Source organism: Pantoea sp. SM3 (assembly GCF_000963995.1).
Taxonomy (GTDB): domain Bacteria; phylum Pseudomonadota; class Gammaproteobacteria; order Enterobacterales; family Enterobacteriaceae; genus Pantoea; species Pantoea rwandensis_B.
The window spans coordinates 124485-143562 of the sequence record NZ_JZRD01000005.1 but is presented as its reverse complement, the minus strand read 5'-3'; the positions used below and the strand labels follow the sequence as shown (position 1 = coordinate 143562).

Annotated in this window: 20 protein-coding genes; 7 read left to right on the top strand and 13 right to left on the bottom strand. The window is 52.4% G+C overall.

Translation table 11 applies throughout. The features are described 5' to 3' along the window. Positions 1 to 13: 13 nt before the first annotated feature. From cheA to otsB, 7 genes are all read right to left on the bottom strand, one after another. Complete coding sequence (gene cheA, locus VI01_RS03005) at positions 14 to 1996, bottom strand: chemotaxis protein CheA (RefSeq protein WP_197079558.1); 1983 nt, start codon at positions 1994 to 1996, stop codon at positions 14 to 16. A 10-nt stretch (positions 1997 to 2006) separates the two neighbouring features. Next, positions 2007 to 3038 (bottom strand): flagellar motor protein MotB, encoded by a 1032-nt coding sequence (motB, locus tag VI01_RS03000; RefSeq protein WP_038647414.1) that lies wholly within the window; start codon positions 3036 to 3038, stop codon positions 2007 to 2009. Next, a complete protein-coding gene (motA, locus tag VI01_RS02995; protein ID WP_034821846.1) occupies positions 3035 to 3922 on the bottom strand; it encodes a flagellar motor stator protein MotA in 888 nt (295 codons plus the stop codon). Before motA ends, motB begins: the two co-directional genes overlap by 4 nt. Before the next feature lie 131 nt (positions 3923 to 4053). Next, the gene (gene flhC, locus VI01_RS02990) at positions 4054 to 4632 is read right to left on the bottom strand and encodes a flagellar transcriptional regulator FlhC (protein WP_034821849.1); all 579 of its coding nucleotides are present in this window, start codon (positions 4630 to 4632) and stop codon (positions 4054 to 4056) included. Continuing rightward, positions 4632 to 4982, bottom strand: coding sequence for a flagellar transcriptional regulator FlhD (flhD, locus tag VI01_RS02985; protein ID WP_038647417.1), 351 nt, complete (start codon positions 4980 to 4982; stop codon positions 4632 to 4634). The genes flhC and flhD overlap by 1 nt, the downstream gene beginning before the upstream one ends. Before the next feature lie 960 nt (positions 4983 to 5942). Then, entirely contained in the window at positions 5943 to 7379 is a 1437-nt protein-coding gene (gene otsA, locus VI01_RS02980; RefSeq protein ID WP_045813941.1) for an alpha,alpha-trehalose-phosphate synthase, read from the bottom strand. Further along, on the bottom strand, positions 7376 to 8164 hold the full coding sequence (gene otsB, locus VI01_RS02975) for a trehalose-phosphatase (protein WP_045813940.1): 789 nt from the start codon (positions 8162 to 8164) through the stop codon (positions 7376 to 7378). The genes otsA and otsB overlap by 4 nt, the downstream gene beginning before the upstream one ends. 224 nt (positions 8165 to 8388) lie before the next feature. Between otsB and VI01_RS02970 the strand changes: the two genes are divergently transcribed. From VI01_RS02970 to VI01_RS02955, 4 genes are all read left to right on the top strand, one after another. Further along, positions 8389 to 8679 (top strand): hypothetical protein, encoded by a 291-nt coding sequence (locus tag VI01_RS02970; RefSeq protein ID WP_045813939.1) that lies wholly within the window; start codon positions 8389 to 8391, stop codon positions 8677 to 8679. A gap of 24 nt (positions 8680 to 8703) precedes the next feature. Then, positions 8704 to 8997, top strand: a complete 294-nt coding sequence (locus tag VI01_RS02965) for a hypothetical protein (RefSeq protein WP_234465340.1) — start codon at positions 8704 to 8706, stop codon at positions 8995 to 8997. A gap of 97 nt (positions 8998 to 9094) precedes the next feature. Beyond that, positions 9095 to 9607 (top strand): GNAT family N-acetyltransferase, encoded by a 513-nt coding sequence (locus tag VI01_RS02960; RefSeq protein WP_038647425.1) that lies wholly within the window; start codon positions 9095 to 9097, stop codon positions 9605 to 9607. A 158-nt stretch (positions 9608 to 9765) separates the two neighbouring features. Beyond that, the gene (locus tag VI01_RS02955; protein ID WP_045813938.1) at positions 9766 to 10824 is read left to right on the top strand and encodes a YeiH family putative sulfate export transporter; all 1059 of its coding nucleotides are present in this window, start codon (positions 9766 to 9768) and stop codon (positions 10822 to 10824) included. Between the two features lie 32 nt (positions 10825 to 10856). Here the strand turns inward: VI01_RS02955 and VI01_RS02950 are convergent, their stop codons facing one another. The 3 genes from VI01_RS02950 to rtcR form a co-directional block, all read right to left on the bottom strand. Beyond that, positions 10857 to 11168, bottom strand: a complete 312-nt coding sequence (locus VI01_RS02950) for a hypothetical protein (RefSeq protein WP_045813937.1) — start codon at positions 11166 to 11168, stop codon at positions 10857 to 10859. Between the two features lie 312 nt (positions 11169 to 11480). Beyond that, a complete protein-coding gene (locus VI01_RS02945) occupies positions 11481 to 11741 on the bottom strand; it encodes a hypothetical protein (RefSeq protein ID WP_034821873.1) in 261 nt (86 codons plus the stop codon). A gap of 256 nt (positions 11742 to 11997) precedes the next feature. After that, positions 11998 to 13572 carry an RNA repair transcriptional activator RtcR gene (rtcR, locus tag VI01_RS02940; protein WP_045813936.1) on the bottom strand — a complete coding sequence of 525 codons (1575 nt, stop codon included), beginning with the start codon at positions 13570 to 13572 and terminating at the stop codon, positions 11998 to 12000. Positions 13573 to 13762: 190 nt separating this feature from the next. Between rtcR and VI01_RS02935 the strand changes: the two genes are divergently transcribed. Together VI01_RS02935 and VI01_RS02930 are read left to right on the top strand one after the other, a co-directional pair. Next, positions 13763 to 14581 (top strand): nucleotidyltransferase domain-containing protein, encoded by an 819-nt coding sequence (locus tag VI01_RS02935; RefSeq protein ID WP_045813935.1) that lies wholly within the window; start codon positions 13763 to 13765, stop codon positions 14579 to 14581. Continuing rightward, positions 14581 to 15648: a hypothetical protein gene (locus VI01_RS02930; RefSeq protein ID WP_052696960.1), complete on the top strand. Its 1068-nt coding sequence runs from the start codon at positions 14581 to 14583 to the stop codon at positions 15646 to 15648. The genes VI01_RS02935 and VI01_RS02930 overlap by 1 nt, the downstream gene beginning before the upstream one ends. 44 nt (positions 15649 to 15692) lie before the next feature. On the opposite strand, the gene VI01_RS02925 is transcribed toward VI01_RS02930, so the two are convergent. From VI01_RS02925 to umuD, 3 genes are all read right to left on the bottom strand, one after another. Further along, positions 15693 to 16280, bottom strand: a complete 588-nt coding sequence (locus VI01_RS02925; protein ID WP_045813934.1) for a DsrE family protein — start codon at positions 16278 to 16280, stop codon at positions 15693 to 15695. Positions 16281 to 16432: 152 nt separating this feature from the next. Then, complete coding sequence (gene umuC / locus VI01_RS02920; protein ID WP_045813933.1) at positions 16433 to 17695, bottom strand: translesion error-prone DNA polymerase V subunit UmuC; 1263 nt, start codon at positions 17693 to 17695, stop codon at positions 16433 to 16435. Beyond that, complete coding sequence (umuD, locus tag VI01_RS02915) at positions 17695 to 18117, bottom strand: translesion error-prone DNA polymerase V autoproteolytic subunit (RefSeq protein ID WP_045813932.1); 423 nt, start codon at positions 18115 to 18117, stop codon at positions 17695 to 17697. Before umuD ends, umuC begins: the two co-directional genes overlap by 1 nt. 257 nt (positions 18118 to 18374) lie before the next feature. Here umuD and alaE point away from each other — a divergent pair, with 257 nt between their 5' ends. Further along, positions 18375 to 18812, top strand: a complete 438-nt coding sequence (gene alaE / locus VI01_RS02910) for an L-alanine exporter AlaE (RefSeq protein WP_045813931.1) — start codon at positions 18375 to 18377, stop codon at positions 18810 to 18812. The last annotated feature ends 266 nt before the right edge of the window (positions 18813 to 19078 follow it).

Below are 19078 nucleotides of genomic sequence, written 5' to 3'. Positions count from 1 at the left end.
CTTTATTTATCTATTACGCTGCGGCACCGGCCACACGCTTTTCACGGTTCAACGATTGCAGTGCAGAAACATCCACAATCAGCGCCACGCTACCATCGCCGAGGATGGTGGCGGCAGAAATGCCCGGCACTTTGCGGTAGTTGCTTTCCAGATTCTTCACCACCACCTGATGCTGGCCAATCAGCTGATCCACCAGCAGTGCATAACGACGGCCTGCGCTCTGCAGAATCACCACGATACCCTGGGTCGCATCGGTTTTGGCATTCTGCACATCAAACACATTCCACAGCTCAACCAGCGGCAGGTATTCGCCACGCACCTCCAGCACGCGCTCGCCACCCGCCAGCGGTTTCAGCTCTTCAGCCGTTGGCTGCAGGGATTCCATCACCGCGTTCAGCGGCAGAATGAACACTTCATCCGCCACGCGCACTGACATGCCATCCAGGATAGCCAGCGTCAGTGGCAGCAGGATGCGAATGGTGGTGCCTTTGCCCTGCTTCGAGGAGATTTCGACGTGACCGCCCATCTCCTGAATGTTTCGTTTCACCACGTCCATGCCCACACCACGGCCGGACACGTCAGTCACCTGCTCCGCCGTTGAGAAGCCCGGTGCGAAGATCAGCATGCCGACTTCTTCATCGCTCATGCTGTCGCTGACCGGCAGGCCAGAGGACAGGGCTTTCGCCAGAATACGTTCACGGTTCAGACCGGCGCCGTCATCGATCACTTCGATGCAGATATTGCCGCCCTGATGTTCTGCTGACAGCGTCAGATTGCCCACCGCCGTTTTGCTGGAGGCCAGACGCTTCTCTGGCGTTTCGATACCGTGGTCAAGACTGTTACGCACCAGGTGCGTTAACGGATCGATAATGCGCTCGATCAGGCTCTTATCCAGTTCAGTTGAGCTACCCAGCAGCGTCAGCTCCACTTCTTTGCCCAGCTTGCTGGCCAGATCGCGCACCAGACGTGGGAAGCGGCTAAACACATACTCCATCGGCATCATACGAATCGACATCACCGACTCTTGCAGGTCCCGCGCGTTACGCTCAAGCTGGCCCATGCTGTTCAGCAGGTCGCCGTGCGCCACAGGATCCAGTTCGCCAGAACGTTGTGCCAGCATCGATTGGGTAATCACCAGCTCGCCAACCAGGTTGATCAGCTGATCCACCTTCTCAACCGCTACACGAATACTGCTGGATTCGCTGGTTTTGGCCGGCGCTGCCGCACGTTTCGCTTCACGTTTGGCTGGCGGGGTGATGTCAGTTACGGTGGCGGTTTGCACCGGTGCAGGGGCTTCCACCGCAACGGCTTCGGCAGGTGCTGCTGCGACGGCGGCCGCGCCTTCCGGGAAATGAATCTGCGCTTCATCAATAACAAAACAGAGTACCGCAACGATGTCGTCTTTACCGACGCCATCAATGGTCACTTCTAACGAGTGGGTGCCTTTCACCACGTTGGAGACGGTGCCGAGGTTACCCAGTTCCTCCAGCATCAGTTCCGGCTCTTTCTCTTTCAAATCGATCAGTTGCAGGCGTAAACCCGCTGCTGCTGTCGGGGCCGCGGCGATCTCCACCACGTCGGCCACTTTCGCCGGTTCGGGTGCGATTCCTTTGGCTTCCAGCGCCAGCTGACGCAGTGCTTCGCAGATATATTTGAAGTTTTCTGCGTTGGGTTCCTGCGCCGTTTTATAGGCATCGAGCTGTTCTTGCATAATATCTTTGGTTTCCAAAAACAGGTTGATGATGTCGGTGCTGAGCTGCATTTCGCCGCGGCGCGCACCATCCAGAATGTTTTCCAGGATGTGGGTGGTTTCCTGTAAAACCGTAAAGCCAAACGTACCGGCTCCGCCCTTAATAGAGTGGGCGGCGCGGAAAATGGCATTCAACTGCTCGGAATCGGGCTCCTGGGGATCCAATCCCAACAGGTGTTGCTCCATATCCGCTAACAGCTCATCGGCTTCATCGAAAAACGTCTGGTAAAAATCGCTGATGTCCATGCTCACGGGATCACCTCGGCTGTGAGGGTTGGTCTGGTGTCACCGCGCCTGCCGCTGGCTGCGCTGCTGGTGCAGGTGCCACCGCACTGGCCGGCGAGGCCGGAGTCGCGGTAGAACTTGCGGGTGCAGCAGATGCAGCGGGACCGGTCGGTGCGGTAATGTCGGGAATAATTTGTGCCGGGTCAGTTATCTGCGCGGCATCGCTCTCAGAGTTCTCTTTCTCAATCGCAGCCTGGGTGTCATGGTTCAACACCAGCAGACTGATACGACGGTTTACAGCATCGTTCGAACCACGATTCTTTAACTTCATGGTGTCAGCCATGCCCACTACGCGCAGCATTTTGCCCCCATCCAGCCCGCCAATCACCAATTCACGACGTGAAGCATTGGCGCGGTCTGCTGAGAGTTCCCAGTTGCTGTAGCCACGGTCGCCAGACGCATACTGAAAATCATCCGTATGCCCAGCCAGACTGATTTTGTTCGGAATATCATTCAGCACCGGCGCAATAGCGCGCAGGATGTCACGCATGTACGGCTCCACTTCTGCGCTACCGGTTTTGAACATTGGGCGGTTCTGGCTATCAATGATCTGAATGCGCAGCCCCTCTTCCACCATGTTGATGATCAGATGCGGACGCAGTGCTTTCAGACGCGGATCGGCTTCAATCAACTGGTCCAGCTTTTCGCGCAGACGATTCAGACGAATCTCTTCCAGCTTTTTCTTCTGCGCATCCATATCGACCACTTTCTTCACTTCACCGTCTTTACGCGTTGGATCATCACCGCCGCCGGGGATCGGGCTTTCGCTATCGCTGCTGCGCTGGCCACCGGTCAGCGCGACTTTCAGCGGCGTACGAAAGTATTCTGCAATCTGAATCAACTCTTTCGGGCTGGAAATTGAGAGCAGCCACATCACCATAAAGAACGCCATCATCGCCGTCATAAAGTCGGCATAGGCAATCTTCCACGAGCCGTGGCTGCCATGATGACCTTTATGTTTGCGCTTTTTAACCAGCACAATGGGGCGATTGCCTGCTTTCATGAGTTCTGATCCGAGGTTTGTTTCGCAGGATTTTTCGCGTTACGCACATGCTCTTCCAGTTCGGAGAACGACGGACGCTCAGCGGAATACAGGGTTTTACGCCCAAACTCCACGGCGATTTGCGGTGCGTAACCATTCAGACTGGAGAGCAAGGTCACCTTGACGCACTGCATCATTTTGGTGGTTTCGGCACACTTCTGACGCAGCACTGACGCCAGCGGCGAGATAAAGCCATAAGCCAGCAAGATGCCGAGGAAGGTTCCCACCATGGCGTGTGCTACCAGTGCGCCCAACTCTGCTGCCGGGCGATCGGCTGAGGCCAGTGCGTGTACCACGCCCATCACCGCCGCCACGATACCGAAGGCAGGTAAGCCATCGCCCATGGCCGAAATACTTTGCGCCGGCACTTCACACTCGTGCTCGTAGGTCTCGATCTCTTCGTCCATCAGCGCTTCAATTTCAAACGCATTCATATTTCCGCTCACCATCAATCGCAAATAGTCGGTAATAAAATCCACCAACTGTTTATCGGACAAAATACGCGGATAGTTAGCAAAAATTTCGCTCTGGCTGGGATCTTCAATGTCACGTTCTAATGACAGCATGCCTTGCTGACGTGATTTCGCCATCAGGCGATACAGCAGTGCCATTAAATCCATGTATACAGCTTTGTTATATTTCGAGCCGCGCATTAACATTGGCAAGGCTTTTAATGTTTTCTTGATCGACTTGCCATTGTTGCCCACTAAAAAGGCACCAATACCGGCACCGCCGATAATAATCAGCTCGGCAGGCTGATAAAGCGCCCCCAGATGGCCACCGACCATCATATAGCCGCCCAACACGGAGCCGACGACCACGATATAACCCAGAATAATCAGCACAAAAAATCCTTACGTCCGTAACGTGTTGGTAGAAGTTAAGCCAGAGAGCCGCAGGTGTTATTCGTAAATCGTGGGCAAAAAAAAGCAGCGGACTAAGCCGCTGCTGGATGTTTTCCACGATGCGAACAAACTTAAACGGCGCGTTTAACCTGTTCATCCAGCAGTTGTGGAAAGGTATCGGCAGAATCTGCAGAAAGTTTACGTCTTTTTACGGCACGTGATGGCGGCTGGCACAGGCTGCAAACAAAGCTGCCAACAGGCTGATGAGCGTGATTAATAAAGCTCCCGCCACAGCATTTACAGTCAGACAATTCCAGCATGCCGCTTTCAACGAATCGCACCAGGGTCCATGCACGCGTTAGCGCCAACAGCGGGCCCTCGTCCGATTGCGGACACTGCTCAAGATACAAGCGATACGCTTTAATCACCGCTTCAACACCATTGCTCAGCCCGGTTTTCAACAGGAACTGCCAGGCATTACAGAACATGGATGAGTGAATATTTTGTTCCCAGGTCATGAACCAATCGGTTGAGAATGGCAGCATGCCTTTCGGTGGTGGTGCACCACGCAGCTCTTTATACAGTTTAATCAGGCGACCACGGCTCAGCTGAGTTTCACTCTCCAGCATTTGCAGTCGTGCGCCCAACGTAATCAGCTCCATGGCCAGCTGAATATCGCGCGCTTCCTGAACAATACTTTTTTCGGTCATTAAACCGCCCTCTTCTTCGCGGAAGCATCATCTTTTGACGCGTTCCGCAGTAAACGGCTGGATAATAAAATGCCGGTGTGGATTTGCTGCAGGTCATCCACGCGTGATTCTTGAGTCAAACGATTAATATGGCTGTGATCGGTAAAGCGGAACTGGCAAACCAGTTGATTGGTTTCCGCTAATTTTACCATCTCAGGCAAGGTTAATTGCGACAATGCATCTGCCATCGATTCATCGATGCCTAAACGAAACATTGCTGAAGCTTTTTCCTGGTTAATTAAACGCTGAGCAAGAAGCAAATATGACAGATTGATGTCATATATATGTTTTAGTAATTCTGATGTACCCATTTTTTTCCATCCTGATAGACGCGACACATATACGGCCACAGAATTAAAAGTTCTATGGTTCGGGTTGCTGGTTGGTAAATCTAAAGATGGCAAAAAATTATCAGGCACAAGCCAACGTGTACTGAACTGTTTCATTCCCCACCGGGGCATTGGTCAGTAGTAGTCAAAACTCCAGGCCATTCTTTTATCGAGTTGTAACCATCTTCCGTGACGTCTGCTTACAGTTTTTTAAGACTAATCCGAAAACAACGCAAATCTATATCGTCTGATATCGACATACAACGTGAGTGGAGCGAAATTTTAGATAAAGTGTGATCTGCGTCACACTTTTAAGGCAAATTTTTTCCTGGAAGCTTCAGAATTGCTTTTCTGTTGTACGTTTTTTGAACGAATTTGAATTGTTTCGCTAATATTTCACTCTAAAAAGCCCCCGTTTAGCCTGTGTGGTCGATTGTCATGATAACGCGATCTTTTATCTGTTGAGTTGGTTTAAATGGCGATATGCAGCCAGTTAAAATCACAAAGGCAGCATATTATGCTGATTTCAGGAAAAACTATTTGCTTCTAAATTAATCACTTATAGGGAATATTGCCGAAAGGCACTACCACCATGATGATAGATAAGCGTGAAGACTGGACGCAGCGCGCCTGGGAACTGTTAGGGCTTTGTAGGGAGTGTTTAGCGAACGGCAGTGGATGTAACAGTGCGTTACATTAGTGATATGAATGAATTGGGGATTTGACGCATTGATCTGAGATAACTATCGGCCTGACCAACCAAACCTTTAGGGCTGACATGAAAAAAAAACTTTTTTCGCGTTCAATTGCACGCTTTTTAAACAAAACGTGCGATTTTGGCTGCCGTGTCAGGCAGTTACCCCTTAAGAAAATGAAAACGATTTCGTAGGTTTAGGATGGACAGTGAAAACGGTGCGCAGAACTGCGCACCGGAAAGCAGATTTAGGCGAGTTTCGGGAAGGTCGCGACTTTATTGGCGATACCATGATCGGCGCTGCGCGCAGGTAACGCATTTAAATCACGCAGGAAGCTTTCACGCCATTGCGTAATATCCTGCTTACGCAATACCGCCATCATGTCGTTATAGCGCGAAATACGCTCCGTGCGCGGCATGGTGAGCGCTCTGTCGAGTGCGGCGGCCACTTCATCACGATCGTAAGGATTAACGATCAATGCCGATGTCAGCTCATTTGCCGCCCCCGCAAAGCGAGACAGCACCAGCACGCCCGGATCGTCCGGGTCCTGCGCGGCCACATATTCTTTCGCCACCAGGTTCATGCCGTCACGCAGCGGCGTGACCAGACCCACATCGGTTAAGCGGAAGATTTTCATCAACAGGCGACGATCAAAGTGCTGGTTCAGATAATAGAGCGGTGTCCAGCCGAGCGTACCGTACTTACCGTTAATGCGCCCCGCTTCCGTCTCTAATTGATGACGAATATCCTGATAGGCCTGCACATCGCCACGAGACGTCGGCGCGATTTGTGAATAACGGATATTGCCGCGATGCTGCGGGAAATTCTCCAGCAGTGCCTCATAAGCCAGAAAACGCTCCGGTAATCCTTTGGAATAATCGAGCCGCTCGCTGGCAATAATGTTTTGCACATCGCCCAACTCACGTTTCATCGCCGCCATCTTCGGTGGCAAATGTCCCTCAGCCATCTCTTTTATGCTGTCCGGTTCGATACCAATCGGATACACCTCCGTCATAAAGGTATTGCCAAAGGCACGGTGTTTCTTCTCACCTTTATTCTGCAACTGCGTCAACTGGCTCAGGCTATCGAGGAAGGCCACGCGATCGGATTCGGTCTGGAAACCCAGCAAGTCATAATCGCACAGCATCTCCAGCAGCGTCTGATGCGGTGGCAGCGCATTAAAGATCTCCGGCGTCGGGAACGGGATATGTAAAAAGAAGCCGATGCGATTATTCACACCCAGTTTGCGCAACTCGGCCGCAAACGGCAGCAGATGATAATCATGGATCCATAACACATCGTCGGGTTGCAGCAACGGTTTCAGGCGCTGCGCCAGCAAGGTGTTCACGCGGCAATAGCCATCCCAGGCTTCACGCTGATACTGCACTAAATCCAGACGATAGTGAAAGGCAGGCCAGATAACGGTATTGGAGAACTGGCAGTAATACTGATCGTAATCGTTCTGATTGAGCGGCAGAGAAGCATAGGTGATGCCATCCTGCTCGACTTGCGAAAGAGGCTCATCTTCCTCGCCAGAAAATTCACTGATCTCTCCGTTCCAGCCAAACCACAAGCCTCCGGTGGTGCGTAACGCGTCCAAAATGCCCACCGCAAGACCCCCTGCGCTGGCTTTGCCTCCATCCGGAATGGCGATACGGTTAGATACCACGACTAAACGACTCATAACCTTGACTCCTTACCGACGATGTCATGTTCTAGTTGTAATAATAATTGCCCCAGCCAGTGCCATACCGCGTCAACGCTGTCGAGACGGTAGCGCGCATGGCTGGCGCCTTCTCCGACCTTGACTGAAATGCCCTGCATGGCGTTCACGGCGAGAAATCCTTTTTCATCGGTCAGATCGTCACCCACGAAGACCGGAATACGGCCAATAAAGGGGGCTTCTTGCATGAATTCACGTACCGCCGCACCTTTATCGATGCCCTGCGGCTTCAATTCCACCACGCACTTGCCCGGCTGTAGCGCCAGCGCAGGAAAGCGCATCACGGCGTCCTCTGCCAGTTGCATGATGGATTTCTCGTACTCGGGCGCGTTGCGATAGTGCAGTGCGAACGCCATGCCTTTCACTTCCAGCAGGGTGCCTGGCCATTGGTCGAGCGTTTGCTGCAGTTCGGTTTGTAGCGTTTGCGCAATATCGCCAGGCAACGCATGCCGGTGCACGTGCCCGCTGGCGTCACGGCGTTCTGCACCATGCACGCCAGCAGCAGGCGCTTCCAGTGGCGCAACCAGCGCATCCAGTTGCGCAATCGGACGGCCCGATACCAGCGCCAGGGCGCCATGACTCAGATTGGAGATTTGTTGCAGATGCTGGCGCACCGATGCGGGGATGGAAACCGACTCGGGTTGCGATTCAATGGTCGCTAGCGTGCCGTCGACATCAAAAAAGAAGGCATAAAGACCGCCGCTGAGTGACGGCAAGGTGCTGTTCTGATTAACCGCAGGGGTCACGTCTCCTCCTGTTCATTGGGCTTTAACAGGATGTTCGAAGTCAGGCTGGGTGTTTTCAGTCCGATGTCTGGACTGAGGCGAGGAGATTGAGCCAAAAACGGGGGACTGCGATAGGTAACTCTCCACAAACGCACAACTTTATTGCCAACACAGCAACCTGACTGCGAACATCGTCAGCATTAAGTCTAGACGGAGATCACAGTTTTGCCAGGCGCAGCGGGTTAATGCATGAGAAAAGTGTCTGTTTCAGGTCTTTGCGACGGCAAAAAATCGCCCCCTTTCCTTTTATAACGCTTCGCTTTTTTAAGACCTTAATTTTTGCCCGCCCTCTTTCCCTGATGACGCCGCATTTACCAGATTTTCCTCACTTGCATCCGCGCCGCCGATTGGCTTATGGTGCGGTTACCGCGCGATTCAAGGCGGAAAAAAGGCCAAAAAAGGCCCATATCTGCGCCAAATGGCGCTTTCAGGCAGGCATTCAGGACGATGAAAATCCGATCAAGTTCACACTTTAGCGATGTCATGGCGGGTAACAGCCTATGATCCCCCAGAGCTACAGCCAGCGCGTGCATTTCTATTACTGCATTTTGGTGGCGCTGAAGATCAATGCAAAAACGCGCAAACCCGCCGGCGTGCGCGGCAAGAATAACTTTCTGCTGAAATGGCTGCGTAACGCGCAGAACAACACCATTTTCCACCCCGACATCACCAGCGAAATTGAGTGGTTGCGTGGCAAAATCATCAGCTCCGGGCCGGATGCCGATCTGGAGCCGATGCTGCAATACGTTTATGACACCGCCAAGCGCGCCGAAACCCTGCGGTTAGGATCGTGAATACCGCGCCTCCCTGTTAAAGTACCCTGCTGAAAAGTCAGCGATGGAACGTTTGGCTGCACGACCATCAACAGGGACGGATAACAGGACATCTTACATGAATTTCACCATACGCAAGGCTCGGGCCGAGGACGCGGAACTGCTTCATCAGCTGGGACGCATGACCTACAGCGCGCATTTCAAACATATGTGGGTTTCAACCGACGAAATGGATGCGTTTATCGATAAAGAATACGGCCTGACGGTGCTGCAGAGCAGCCTCGCGGCAGAAAACGAGAGCTGGCTGATCGCCGAGACCGATCACCCAGTAGGTTTTGCCAAGGTCACCTGGAATACACCGGTTCCTGATTCCGGCATGACGGGCGCCATGTTGAATAAGCTCTACCTGAATCCCGATCAGACCGGTAAGAACTTCGGCAAAATCATGTTCCAAAGCATCATCAATGAAGCCCGTGAGAAGCAGGAAGGTTACATGTGGCTAGAAGTGATGGCTGAAAACGTGCGTGCACGTAAATTTTGGGAAGCCTTTGGCATGCAGCACATCAAAGACATCCCGTTCGTTACCGCCTCGCAGCGCAGCACGCTGCAAATTTTGGGTATGGTGATTTAACCCGACAGGGCGCCGCGAACACCGATTTCGCCGCGCCCTCTCCGCCTTTATCTGCGTTCATCCCCGTCTTTACCACTTATTCAGATTTGTTATAACGATATAATCAGTTTTTCTTTCAAGCCATCTCTCCGCATCATAACGGCAACACAGGAGGCGTTATGGCTGATATCTCTCTACACAAACACTCACAGGGTATGGCGCATTTCGCGCCCGGTTTGCTGCTTACGGCGGCCATTGCGCTGGCAACGGCATGGCTCGGTAATCTACCGTCTGTCGCACAACTGGGGTTAGGCGCACTGACGCTGGCCATCATCGGCGGGATCATTCTCGGCAATACGCTCTACCCGACGGTGCACGGCCACTGCGACGCGGGCGTACAGTTTGCCAAACAGAAACTGCTGCGTCTCGGCATTATCCTTTATGGCTTCCGTCTCACCTTCCAGCAGGTGCTGGATGTCGGCGTCAGCGGTGTGGTGATAGATGTACTGATGCTGACCAGCACCTTTACCCTCGCCTGCTGGCTGGGACGTAAAATCCTGAAGCTGGATCGTGAAACCACGTGGTTGATTGGTGCAGGTAGCAGTATTTGCGGTGCCGCCGCCGTACTGGCGACTGAACCGGTGATTAAAGCCGAATCGTCCAAAGTGGCGGTGGCGGTCGCGACTGTGGTGATCTTCGGTACACTGGCGATTTTTCTTTACCCGCTGATTTGGCATAGCGTTTCGCCTTTACTGCCGGGCCTGAGCCTGAGTGAATTTGGTATTTACACCGGTTCGACCATGCATGAAGTGGCGCAGGTCGTGGCGGCCGGACATGCTATCAGCCCGGAAACAGAAAATGCGGCGGTCATTGCCAAAATGCTGCGCGTGATGATGCTGGCACCGTTCCTGGTGGTAATCGGCGTGATGGTACGCCGCAGCGCACCGGCCACCAGCGGGGAAAAACAGCGTATTACTTTCCCATGGTTTGCACTGGCGTTCATTCTGGTGGCGCTGTTTAACTCAGCGCATTTGATTCCCGCCTCGGCGATTGCGGTCATTAATCAGCTGGATAACGTGCTGCTCGCCATGGCGATGGCCGCACTGGGTCTTACCACCCATATCAGTCAACTGAAGCGAGCCGGTCTGCGTCCGCTGTTATTAGGGTTGATGTTGTTTATCTGGCTGATTGTGGGTGGCGGCGCGATTAATCTCACCATCCATCATTGGCTTGGATAACTTATTTGCCGCCCGGCTGGGCGGCAAATACCTTATTGTTTGAAGTGTTTTCGTGAATAGATGGCGGTCTGTCTGCGGCTTTTAATGCGGAATTTGGCATGAGAGATCACCGTCATCCACTTCGGATCAACCTTGTTGGTCAAATAAACATTCAACTGATCCAACAGCGCCTCCCAATTCTTCGCCTGCCAGGCTTTGTCACTGCCGAGTGACTCTTTCATTAACTGAATGAGGCTATCCACTCTGGCTTTTACGTCACTCAGTGTTTCTCCAGCCTGATGCGATGCTGCTAATTTCCGGATTTCGGTGGCGTAATAATGGATGTCAATCTCGTTCTCGCGCACGCGAACCTCTGCTTATTATTGGTCCGTAATATTACAGTAACCTAAGTCTGTGAATTAACATAATCGGCAATACCTTTCGCCGCTTCGCTATTGTTACCTATCAGCATTTCTTTCGTCAGGATTGATGGGCAACCTTCACCCTATCAGACAATAAAAAACCGCCCGCAGGCGGCGTGTCACATCACTTTCTAGCAAATATTGAAATGAGGTTTCATTATTTTAGCGAAATCTTAACGAATTTCTTTCGGACACCCACATCAATTTCGCAACCCTTTAGAATCAGTGAATTAGATTATTTTTATCCAATCAGGATCACTCTTTAATCGTAAACTCCAGCTCACTGAGTTTTTGATACTCTTTCGCCAGCTTTTTAAGTTGCACCGCACGCATTTTATCCGCACGCGCCAGCGCTTCTTCTTCGGTTAACTGAAACTCTTTTTTCTTAAAAAATTGCTCAAAGTTGTACTCACGATCGCGGCGCTGTACAAATACCTCGCCATCATTTTTGAGTTCACCTTCTGCGATGTAGATGCCCCGGGTTAATGCATATTTTGTTATATAGGCTTTTGTCATGCTGTCCTCTCATCTTGCTACGTCGGTTAATTAAAGCAAAATTGCCGCGTAATTTACAGTATCTGGAAGAAAAAACAGTCTATTCCTGGATCGTATTGCCATTGATTTAATTAATGTTTTAATTAAACCTAACGTCAATACCAGGAAAAAACACCTCAGGTTTGGAGACAATTAAAAGCGCAGCGAGATTTAAACATTTCAGCTGTGTGAAGCTACCCCACAGGAAATTTCCTCTCAGCCGCGCAAACAACGGCATTCATTTTTTCTGGATATCTTCCCAATTCAGCCCGAAGCGCATGAGGTATTTACGTAAGCGATCGGCATCATTCGGCTGCTTTTTATGCTGCCGTGAGACCGAAAATAAATGTCGTCCCGCTTCAGATAATGTTGAGGTGTGCTGGCAGACTTCCAGCACCGTCTCGAGTTGTCTTTGCTCGAAGAGATCAATATCGCCAACCCTCGGCAGTAGGGGTGATGCCACTCGCTCACTCTGCCAGTTTACGCGTAATCGCGCGATCTCCTCGTCTACCAGCATCAGTGAAATACGCCCGTCTTCAGCCAGTGTTGCCATGCGCATAACACTGGCACCCAGTTCACGAAAGTTACCGTGCCATGCAGCTGCTGGTGAGGTGGCAAAAGCCACATAATGCTGACGCGCTTCTTTATCAAACCGCACCTGATGCTGACGCGTGCGCGTAAATCGCTGCAATTCATAATCGATATTCGGTTCGATATCCTCACGACGCTCTGCCAATCCCGGCAACTGGAAAGTCCACATATTGATGCGTGCGTAAAGGTCCTCCCTGAAGCGCCCCTCTTTTACCCATTGGCGCATGTCACGGTGCGTGCCCGCAATAAGCTGGAAATCACTGCTCACTTCACGGTCGGCTCCAAACGGGAAAAAACGTTTCTCTTCAATGGCGCGTAATAACATCGCCTGTTCATCCAGACCCAGTTCAGCAACTTCATCAAGAAAGAGAATGCCACCATCCGCTTCACGCAATAAGCCGCTGCGTGCCGTTAATGCCCCCGTAAAGGCCCCTTTAACATGGCCAAACAGCGTTGACATGGCGTTATCACCACGCAGCGTCGCACAATTGACCGCGACAAACTTGCCCTTCACCTGATGACGTGCGAGACGCAATTGATAGATACGCTCAGCGAGGAAGGATTTCCCCGCCCCCGTCGGCCCGGTCAGCAACATTGGCGCATCAGAGCGCTGCGCCACCCGCTCAATTTGTTCAATCAGTGCGTTAAAAATGGCGCTGCGCGTTTCAATGCCTGATTTAAGGAACGACACGGAATTCTGTTGTTCGTGCTGAAAACGACTGGTCAGAGTTGTATAGCGGCTCAAGTCCAAATCAATAATCGAGTAAACACCCTGAGGGGATTTCTCCTCCTTCGGCCCCGGTCCCGTCTGTAACAGGCTAGCAGGCAGAAAGCGTGCTTCGGTTAACAGGAACCAGCATATTTGCGCAACGTGCGAGCCGGTGGTGATGTGGACCAGATACTCTTCATTTTCGGTATCGAAGGGATAGTTGCGAGCAAAATCAAGAAAAGCACCGTACACCTCTTCAAAATCCCAGGGATCGTCGAGACTGATTTGATGAGGCACCACCTGAGTCTGGGGAGAAATGCGCGCGATATCTTCAGTCAGTTGTTCCACCATGCCGCGATTCAGCGGTTGATGCAGTACCTCAAACCGGTCCACGGGCAAATCGGCATGCTGACACAGCGCCACACTGGGCCGCCACTTACTCCAGCGGTTTTGCCTTTTGCCACGTTTGTCGAGTTGCGTGCCTAAAACACCTATCACTACCCGTCGCTTCACACTTTATCCCTCAAGATAAAAACTTATCTTAAAGAATAAAAAACTTCTCCTCTACTGGCTATCAGAAATGTCACACCAAAATAATTAACTGTTATAAATCATGCGGCTAATTGAAAATATGACGTTTTATGATTTTTGGCACGTTATTCGCTATCTCTTTATTACCTCAAGATTTTAAAAGGAATAAGAGATGAAACTGACCACAGGGGTTCATGGCGTTGATACCGTTATGCGTGAGCGTGTCTGTAGTGTGTTACAGCAGATAGAAGCTGAACATGAAGTCCGTGTTCTCTTCGCCTGCGAATCCGGGAGTCGTGGCTGGGGGTTTGCCTCCCCCGACAGTGATTACGATGTGCGTTTTCTCTATGTCCATAAACCCGCGTGGTATTTGCGGGTGGAGCCGCCACGCGATGTGATCGAAAAACCCATCGATGCCGAGTTAGATGTGTGCGGTTGGGAGTGGCGTAAAGCATTAGGCTTATTAAAACGCGCCAACCCAACGCTGATCGACTGGCTTGATTCGCCCATCGTGTATCGCCAGCACGACGGCATCATGGCGCAGCTGCATGCGCTGAGCGGGCGCTTCTTCTCTGCCGAAAGCGCGCGCTGGCATTACCTGTCCATGGCACAAAAGAACTTTCGCCAGTATCTGCAGGACGATGAGGTTCGGCTAAAGAAGTACTTCTACGTGCTGCGTCCCTTGCTGGCCGTTCGCTGGATCGAGGCAGGGAAAGGTGCGCCACCCATGCGTTTTGATCAACTGCTGCACGGCACGGTGCAGGATGGCCCACTGCTGCGCGATATCGCTGAATTGCTGTCGGTGAAGCAGCGTGCCGGGGAGGCGGAGTACGGTCCGCGACGCCCGATACTGCACGCCTTTATCCGTGCCGAACTGGATCGCCCGACAGAGGCGCTGCCACTGGCGCACAGCAAGCGGGACAGCGCGCTGTTGGATGCCCTGTTATTCGACGCCGTGATGGCCGATTTTAATGTAAAGGAGGAGATATAATGCGCGCACTGATGCATTCATTAGGACTGGTTTCTGCGTTCCCCGTGGTATGGAAAACCCGGCAGCGCGCCCTGTATACCCTTCTGGCACCGAGCTATGACACTGCACAGCCGTTGCCCTGGGATAACATAGTGCTGCCAGCACAGCCGTTGGCAGAGGCCTCCGAGTTACGCTGGGCGCCGGGAGCCTGCGAAGGCACGCTGATTTACCACATCGGCGTCAACCCGGCTGAAGAGGATGCCGCAGCCATCCTCGCTGCGTTACAACGGGTGCTGGCAGCGCCGGGCAAGAAAAACATGCGCGCGCTGTATCGGCTGATCAATCAGCAGTCGCCGTTGTACTACATCGATGCATTGATGGAGGCGATTCCGCAGGCAAACCTGAGCGCAGTTCAGCTCTATCCGCTGGTGATCTGGCTGGTGACCTCCAGCCCGGATCAGAACGTGGTGAAGTTTGCCATGGCAATGACCGCATGGTTCTCACAGCAGCGCACCGTGAAGATATTGCAGGTGCTGGCGCAGCATGACGAACTCACGCTTTATGCGGTAGTCGCGCTGGGAACCATGCTGGATCCAGAGGAGTACACGGCAGTTTGGTTCGCCATGATGCAACGCGTCGATGGCTGGGGTCGCGTGCATCTGATGGAGCGAATGCCTGCCACATTGAACGCCGCACAACGCGGTTGGTTATTGCGTACGGGATACGCCAACAGCGTGATGATTGAATACACCGCAGTGAACTGTGCGGTGTACGGCGAGTTGCTGGATGCGCTGGCCAGCGAGCACGACGATGCACTTCTGCTAGGCTGTGCGCAGATGCTGCTCGCCATGTTGAGTGATGCGCCAACACCGGACATTTCAACCTATGAAGATGGGCCAATTACGTGCTTACGCTACTTACAACATGTGGTCACCCAGCAGCCAGCACATTCACAACATTACCTCGCCGCACAGGAGATCGGTGCCTGGGTGGCGGGCGAAACATTGATGGATGCGCCGCTGGCTCAGCGACTGACGGCATTATGTGAGCAGGTGCTGGCGCAACCGATGTGGCAGGAGCAGCAATAATGGCGCTGAAGTTGGTGCAAGAGCCAGCAAAGCCACAAGTGCGATCACATACTGAGCAAGGCGTACCCCTGATTCTGCAGCGTGGTCATCGTAGTGAGCGTATGGATCACCGAGTCTGCGATCCATTGTGGTTCGTAATGATGCCAGGCCAGAGCCTGATCGCACACCGTGACTTTGACGCCCTGCTGCTCCAGCGCCGATATCAGCGCAAGGTTGGGATTATCCACACCAAATAGCTGTCGAAAGCGAGTGTTTTCCAGCATCGCGGGCGTCGCTTCGCCATTCACCGCCACGACAAATTTTAACTGCTTTGCCGGCACACCGGCCGCCACATAGGTATTCACCACTTGTGCCACATGCTCCAACGCCGGATTAACCTGACTGCGTTCTTCCGCACCACGGCTGACTTTGAAGACCACTTTGTTACTCAGCGCACTGCTGGGCTGGAATGCGCTGCTGGCGTCATAGTGCACTTTGCCGTAACCGGCGATGGCTGGCGTAGTCCAGTTGATGGCGGGATCGGAAGGTGGGGCACTCACTTTCGCGGCAAAGAGGGTTTCATTTTGGCTGAGTAAGGCACCGCATACCCCACCCGCTACTGCGACAACTGCGCTAATCACCACTGAACGCATCTCTTTTCCCCCGCGACATCGTGAAAAATCGGCCTTGGCAAGTATGGCATGGATTGCCATTTTGTCGGCTTATCTCAGAGGTATACGGGCATATTCAGCCATTTCCTAACGCTCGGTGAAAAGCGGTGGCTCATGTTATGCGTAACCCCTATTCACTTCGCTACCGGGAGATCTGCGTATCGGGTGGTATACGCTGGAGACAACATCTCACGCTTCATCGCCCAGGATTTTTGGATTCCCTGCCCGGCGAACCATAGCTTCCCTTTCCCGCTTTGATTTATGCCATCGATCACCCGCATCAGCATTTCACTATTCGCCTGCGGCTGGATGTCATCAAACAAATTGAGTTGCGCCACACCCTGACTGAAGAAGTCACCTAACATCACCCCTGCTTTCATATAGCGGCACCCTTCCCGCCAGATGCGATCCAGCGCCTCGGTGGCCACACGAATAATATCGCGGCTGTCGTTGGTGGGCGTCAGCACTTTAATGATTGCCTGATTACCGTAAAAAATTTCCCCCTCCGCATGCGGGCTGGTGCGAATAAACACGCCGATCTGTCGACAGTACTGCCGCTCGCCCCGCAATTTTTCGGCGGCGCGCACGGCATAGTTGCACACCGCCTCACGCATGTCGGCGTACTCCGTGATACGTCCCGCAAACGAGCGTGAGCAGACAATCTGCTGCTTCACGGGCGCAAACTCTTCCAGTTCGAGACAGGGCTCACCGCGCAGCTCGCGCACGGTGCGCTCCAGTACCACATTGAAGTGCTTGCGGATCACCCAGGTGCTCTGCTCCGACAAATCCAGCGCGGTATTGATGCCCATAGCATTCAGCTTTTTGCTGATGCGACGCCCTACGCCCCACACATCGGCCACATCGACTAACGCCATTAACTTCTTTTGCCGCTCAAGGTTGGAGAGATCCAGCACGCCGCCGGTTTTACTCCATTTCTTAGCGGCATGGTTGGCCAGCTTGGCCAGGGTTTTGGTGGGCGCGATCCCCACCCCCACCGCCAGATGCGTTTCGCGTTTCACCCGCTGCTGGATTTCCCGTCCGAACTCTTCCAGCACGCGGCAATTCCGCACGCCCGTGAGGTTCATAAACGCCTCATCGATGGAGTAGATCTCAACGGCGGGCGCAATCTCTTCCAGTATCGTCATCACGCGCAGACTCATGTCGGCGTAGAGCGCATAGTTAGAGCTGAACACATGCACGTTATGGCGACGCAACACATCTTTGATTTTGAAATAGGGGCCGCCCATGCCGATATTCAGCTTCTTAGCCTCGGCCGAACGTGCGATGACACAGCCATCGTTGTTGCTTAACACAATCACCGGCTTACCTTTGAGGTCCGGCCTGAACACCGTCTCGCATGAGGCATAGAATGAGTTCACATCCACCAGCGCAAACATCACCTTCTCAGCGTCTTGATGACATGTTTAACGACACCGAAGATCTCAAACTGATCCGGGTCGGGAATGGGAATGATGGCGTGCGCCGCATTCATCGGTTTGAGGTGCAGACAGGGCTTCAGCATCAGCTGCTTCACCGTGAACTCCCCCGAGATGGCCGCCACCACCACATCACCCTGCTCGGGTTTCTCCGCACTATCGACGATCAGCATATCGCCGTCGCTGATTCCGCCTTCGATCATTGAGTCACCGCTGACTTTGATGAAGTAAGTGGCGCTGGGATGTGTGACGCAGAGGTCATTGAGGTCAATACGCTGCTCAACGTAGTCCTGCGCCGGTGACGGAAAACCACACGGCACACGACTGATAAACAAGGGCAAACTGAGGATGGAACGGAGTTCCGCCGGTTGATAAAACACCATGATGATGGCCTTCGAAAAAATACTGTATATAAATACAGTATTACTGATCGGGTTGTTTGATCAAGCGGGATCCTTCGGGATGATGCAAAGCAGTTGGCAGGAAAGGAGATTTAGTTTTGGCTGGTTTTAACGGTGAGATGGATGTGCTGCGGTGGTTTTGGGCTAGGGTGAAATGAGGGTTCGCCGCTGAGTTGAACGGCTTTTGTCTCACGATTTCATATAGGAAATGTATTTTGCCTCAACCTCAAGACCTAAACATGCGCCGAAAGGCCTTTATTGCGGATACCACTGCACTGATTTTATTTTTCACCACGACGGGCATCATTAATGAACGATGGATTGCCGGCATGGCGTGGGACCAGGTGCTGCATGCCCGTTTAATTGGTGCAATTCTGATGGTGCCGGTTGCCCGCCCTTACGGCTTGTGGCGTGATTGGGTGATGCAGCGAGCAGGATCGGGCCGGGTTTCGAAGCTGCTGTGGGACAGTATCGCGCTGGTGAGTTTTCAGGTGCCAATCTATGCGGCGATCATTGCTTTTAGCGGTGCATCGGGCAGTGGATTGGTACGCGGTACGCTAGGTGCTGCGTTGATGATGCTGTTTTTGGGCAGGCCTTATGGCGCGTTTCTTAATTGGGTGCGAGGCATGTTTGGTTTGCCGCCGGGTGGGGAAAAGCCGATGTCATTGGATAGCTAAATGATTCGCTAGCTGAAGCGAACGAGAATTATTCGAATAGCCTGTGAAAGGGTGTGTTAACCTTTTGATGAACAGGCACTTTCATCATATTAATGGTACGTTCTTATATAATCATTAAAACCAGTATTTCACACTAGATTAAAAAAACAACATCCATTCAGTATGATGAAAAATACAGATTATGATGTAAAAACTCCGCTTTTATTAATCATAAAAAGCCACACCCAACGCTATTAAGATGATTCGCAATGCAATATTAAAAGTAG

Excerpts from the sequence above, each read along its gene's own strand:
- VI01_RS02970 (WP_045813939.1), top strand. The coding sequence starts at position 8,389 with ATGCATGAGAAAAGTGTCTGTTTCAGGTCTTTGCGACGGCAAAAAATC.
- VI01_RS02925 (WP_045813934.1), bottom strand. The coding sequence starts at position 16,280 with ATGCGTTCAGTGGTGATTAGCGCAGTTGTCGCAGTAGCGGGTGGGGTA.
- motB (WP_038647414.1), bottom strand. The coding sequence starts at position 3,038 with ATGAAAGCAGGCAATCGCCCCATTGTGCTGGTTAAAAAGCGCAAACAT.
- VI01_RS02935 (WP_045813935.1), top strand. The coding sequence starts at position 13,763 with ATGAAACTGACCACAGGGGTTCATGGCGTTGATACCGTTATGCGTGAG.
- VI01_RS02930 (WP_052696960.1), top strand. The coding sequence starts at position 14,581 with ATGCGCGCACTGATGCATTCATTAGGACTGGTTTCTGCGTTCCCCGTG.
- VI01_RS02945 (WP_034821873.1), bottom strand. The coding sequence starts at position 11,741 with ATGACAAAAGCCTATATAACAAAATATGCATTAACCCGGGGCATCTAC.
- umuC (WP_045813933.1), bottom strand. The coding sequence starts at position 17,695 with ATGTTTGCGCTGGTGGATGTGAACTCATTCTATGCCTCATGCGAGACG.
- VI01_RS02955 (WP_045813938.1), top strand. The coding sequence starts at position 9,766 with ATGGCTGATATCTCTCTACACAAACACTCACAGGGTATGGCGCATTTC.
- alaE (WP_045813931.1), top strand. The coding sequence starts at position 18,375 with ATGCGCCGAAAGGCCTTTATTGCGGATACCACTGCACTGATTTTATTT.
- VI01_RS02965 (WP_234465340.1), top strand. The coding sequence starts at position 8,704 with ATGATCCCCCAGAGCTACAGCCAGCGCGTGCATTTCTATTACTGCATT.
- VI01_RS02960 (WP_038647425.1), top strand. The coding sequence starts at position 9,095 with ATGAATTTCACCATACGCAAGGCTCGGGCCGAGGACGCGGAACTGCTT.
- flhD (WP_038647417.1), bottom strand. The coding sequence starts at position 4,982 with ATGGGTACATCAGAATTACTAAAACATATATATGACATCAATCTGTCA.
- flhC (WP_034821849.1), bottom strand. The coding sequence starts at position 4,632 with ATGACCGAAAAAAGTATTGTTCAGGAAGCGCGCGATATTCAGCTGGCC.
- umuD (WP_045813932.1), bottom strand. The coding sequence starts at position 18,117 with ATGGTGTTTTATCAACCGGCGGAACTCCGTTCCATCCTCAGTTTGCCC.
- otsA (WP_045813941.1), bottom strand. The coding sequence starts at position 7,379 with ATGAGTCGTTTAGTCGTGGTATCTAACCGTATCGCCATTCCGGATGGA.
- cheA (WP_197079558.1), bottom strand. The coding sequence starts at position 1,996 with ATGGACATCAGCGATTTTTACCAGACGTTTTTCGATGAAGCCGATGAG.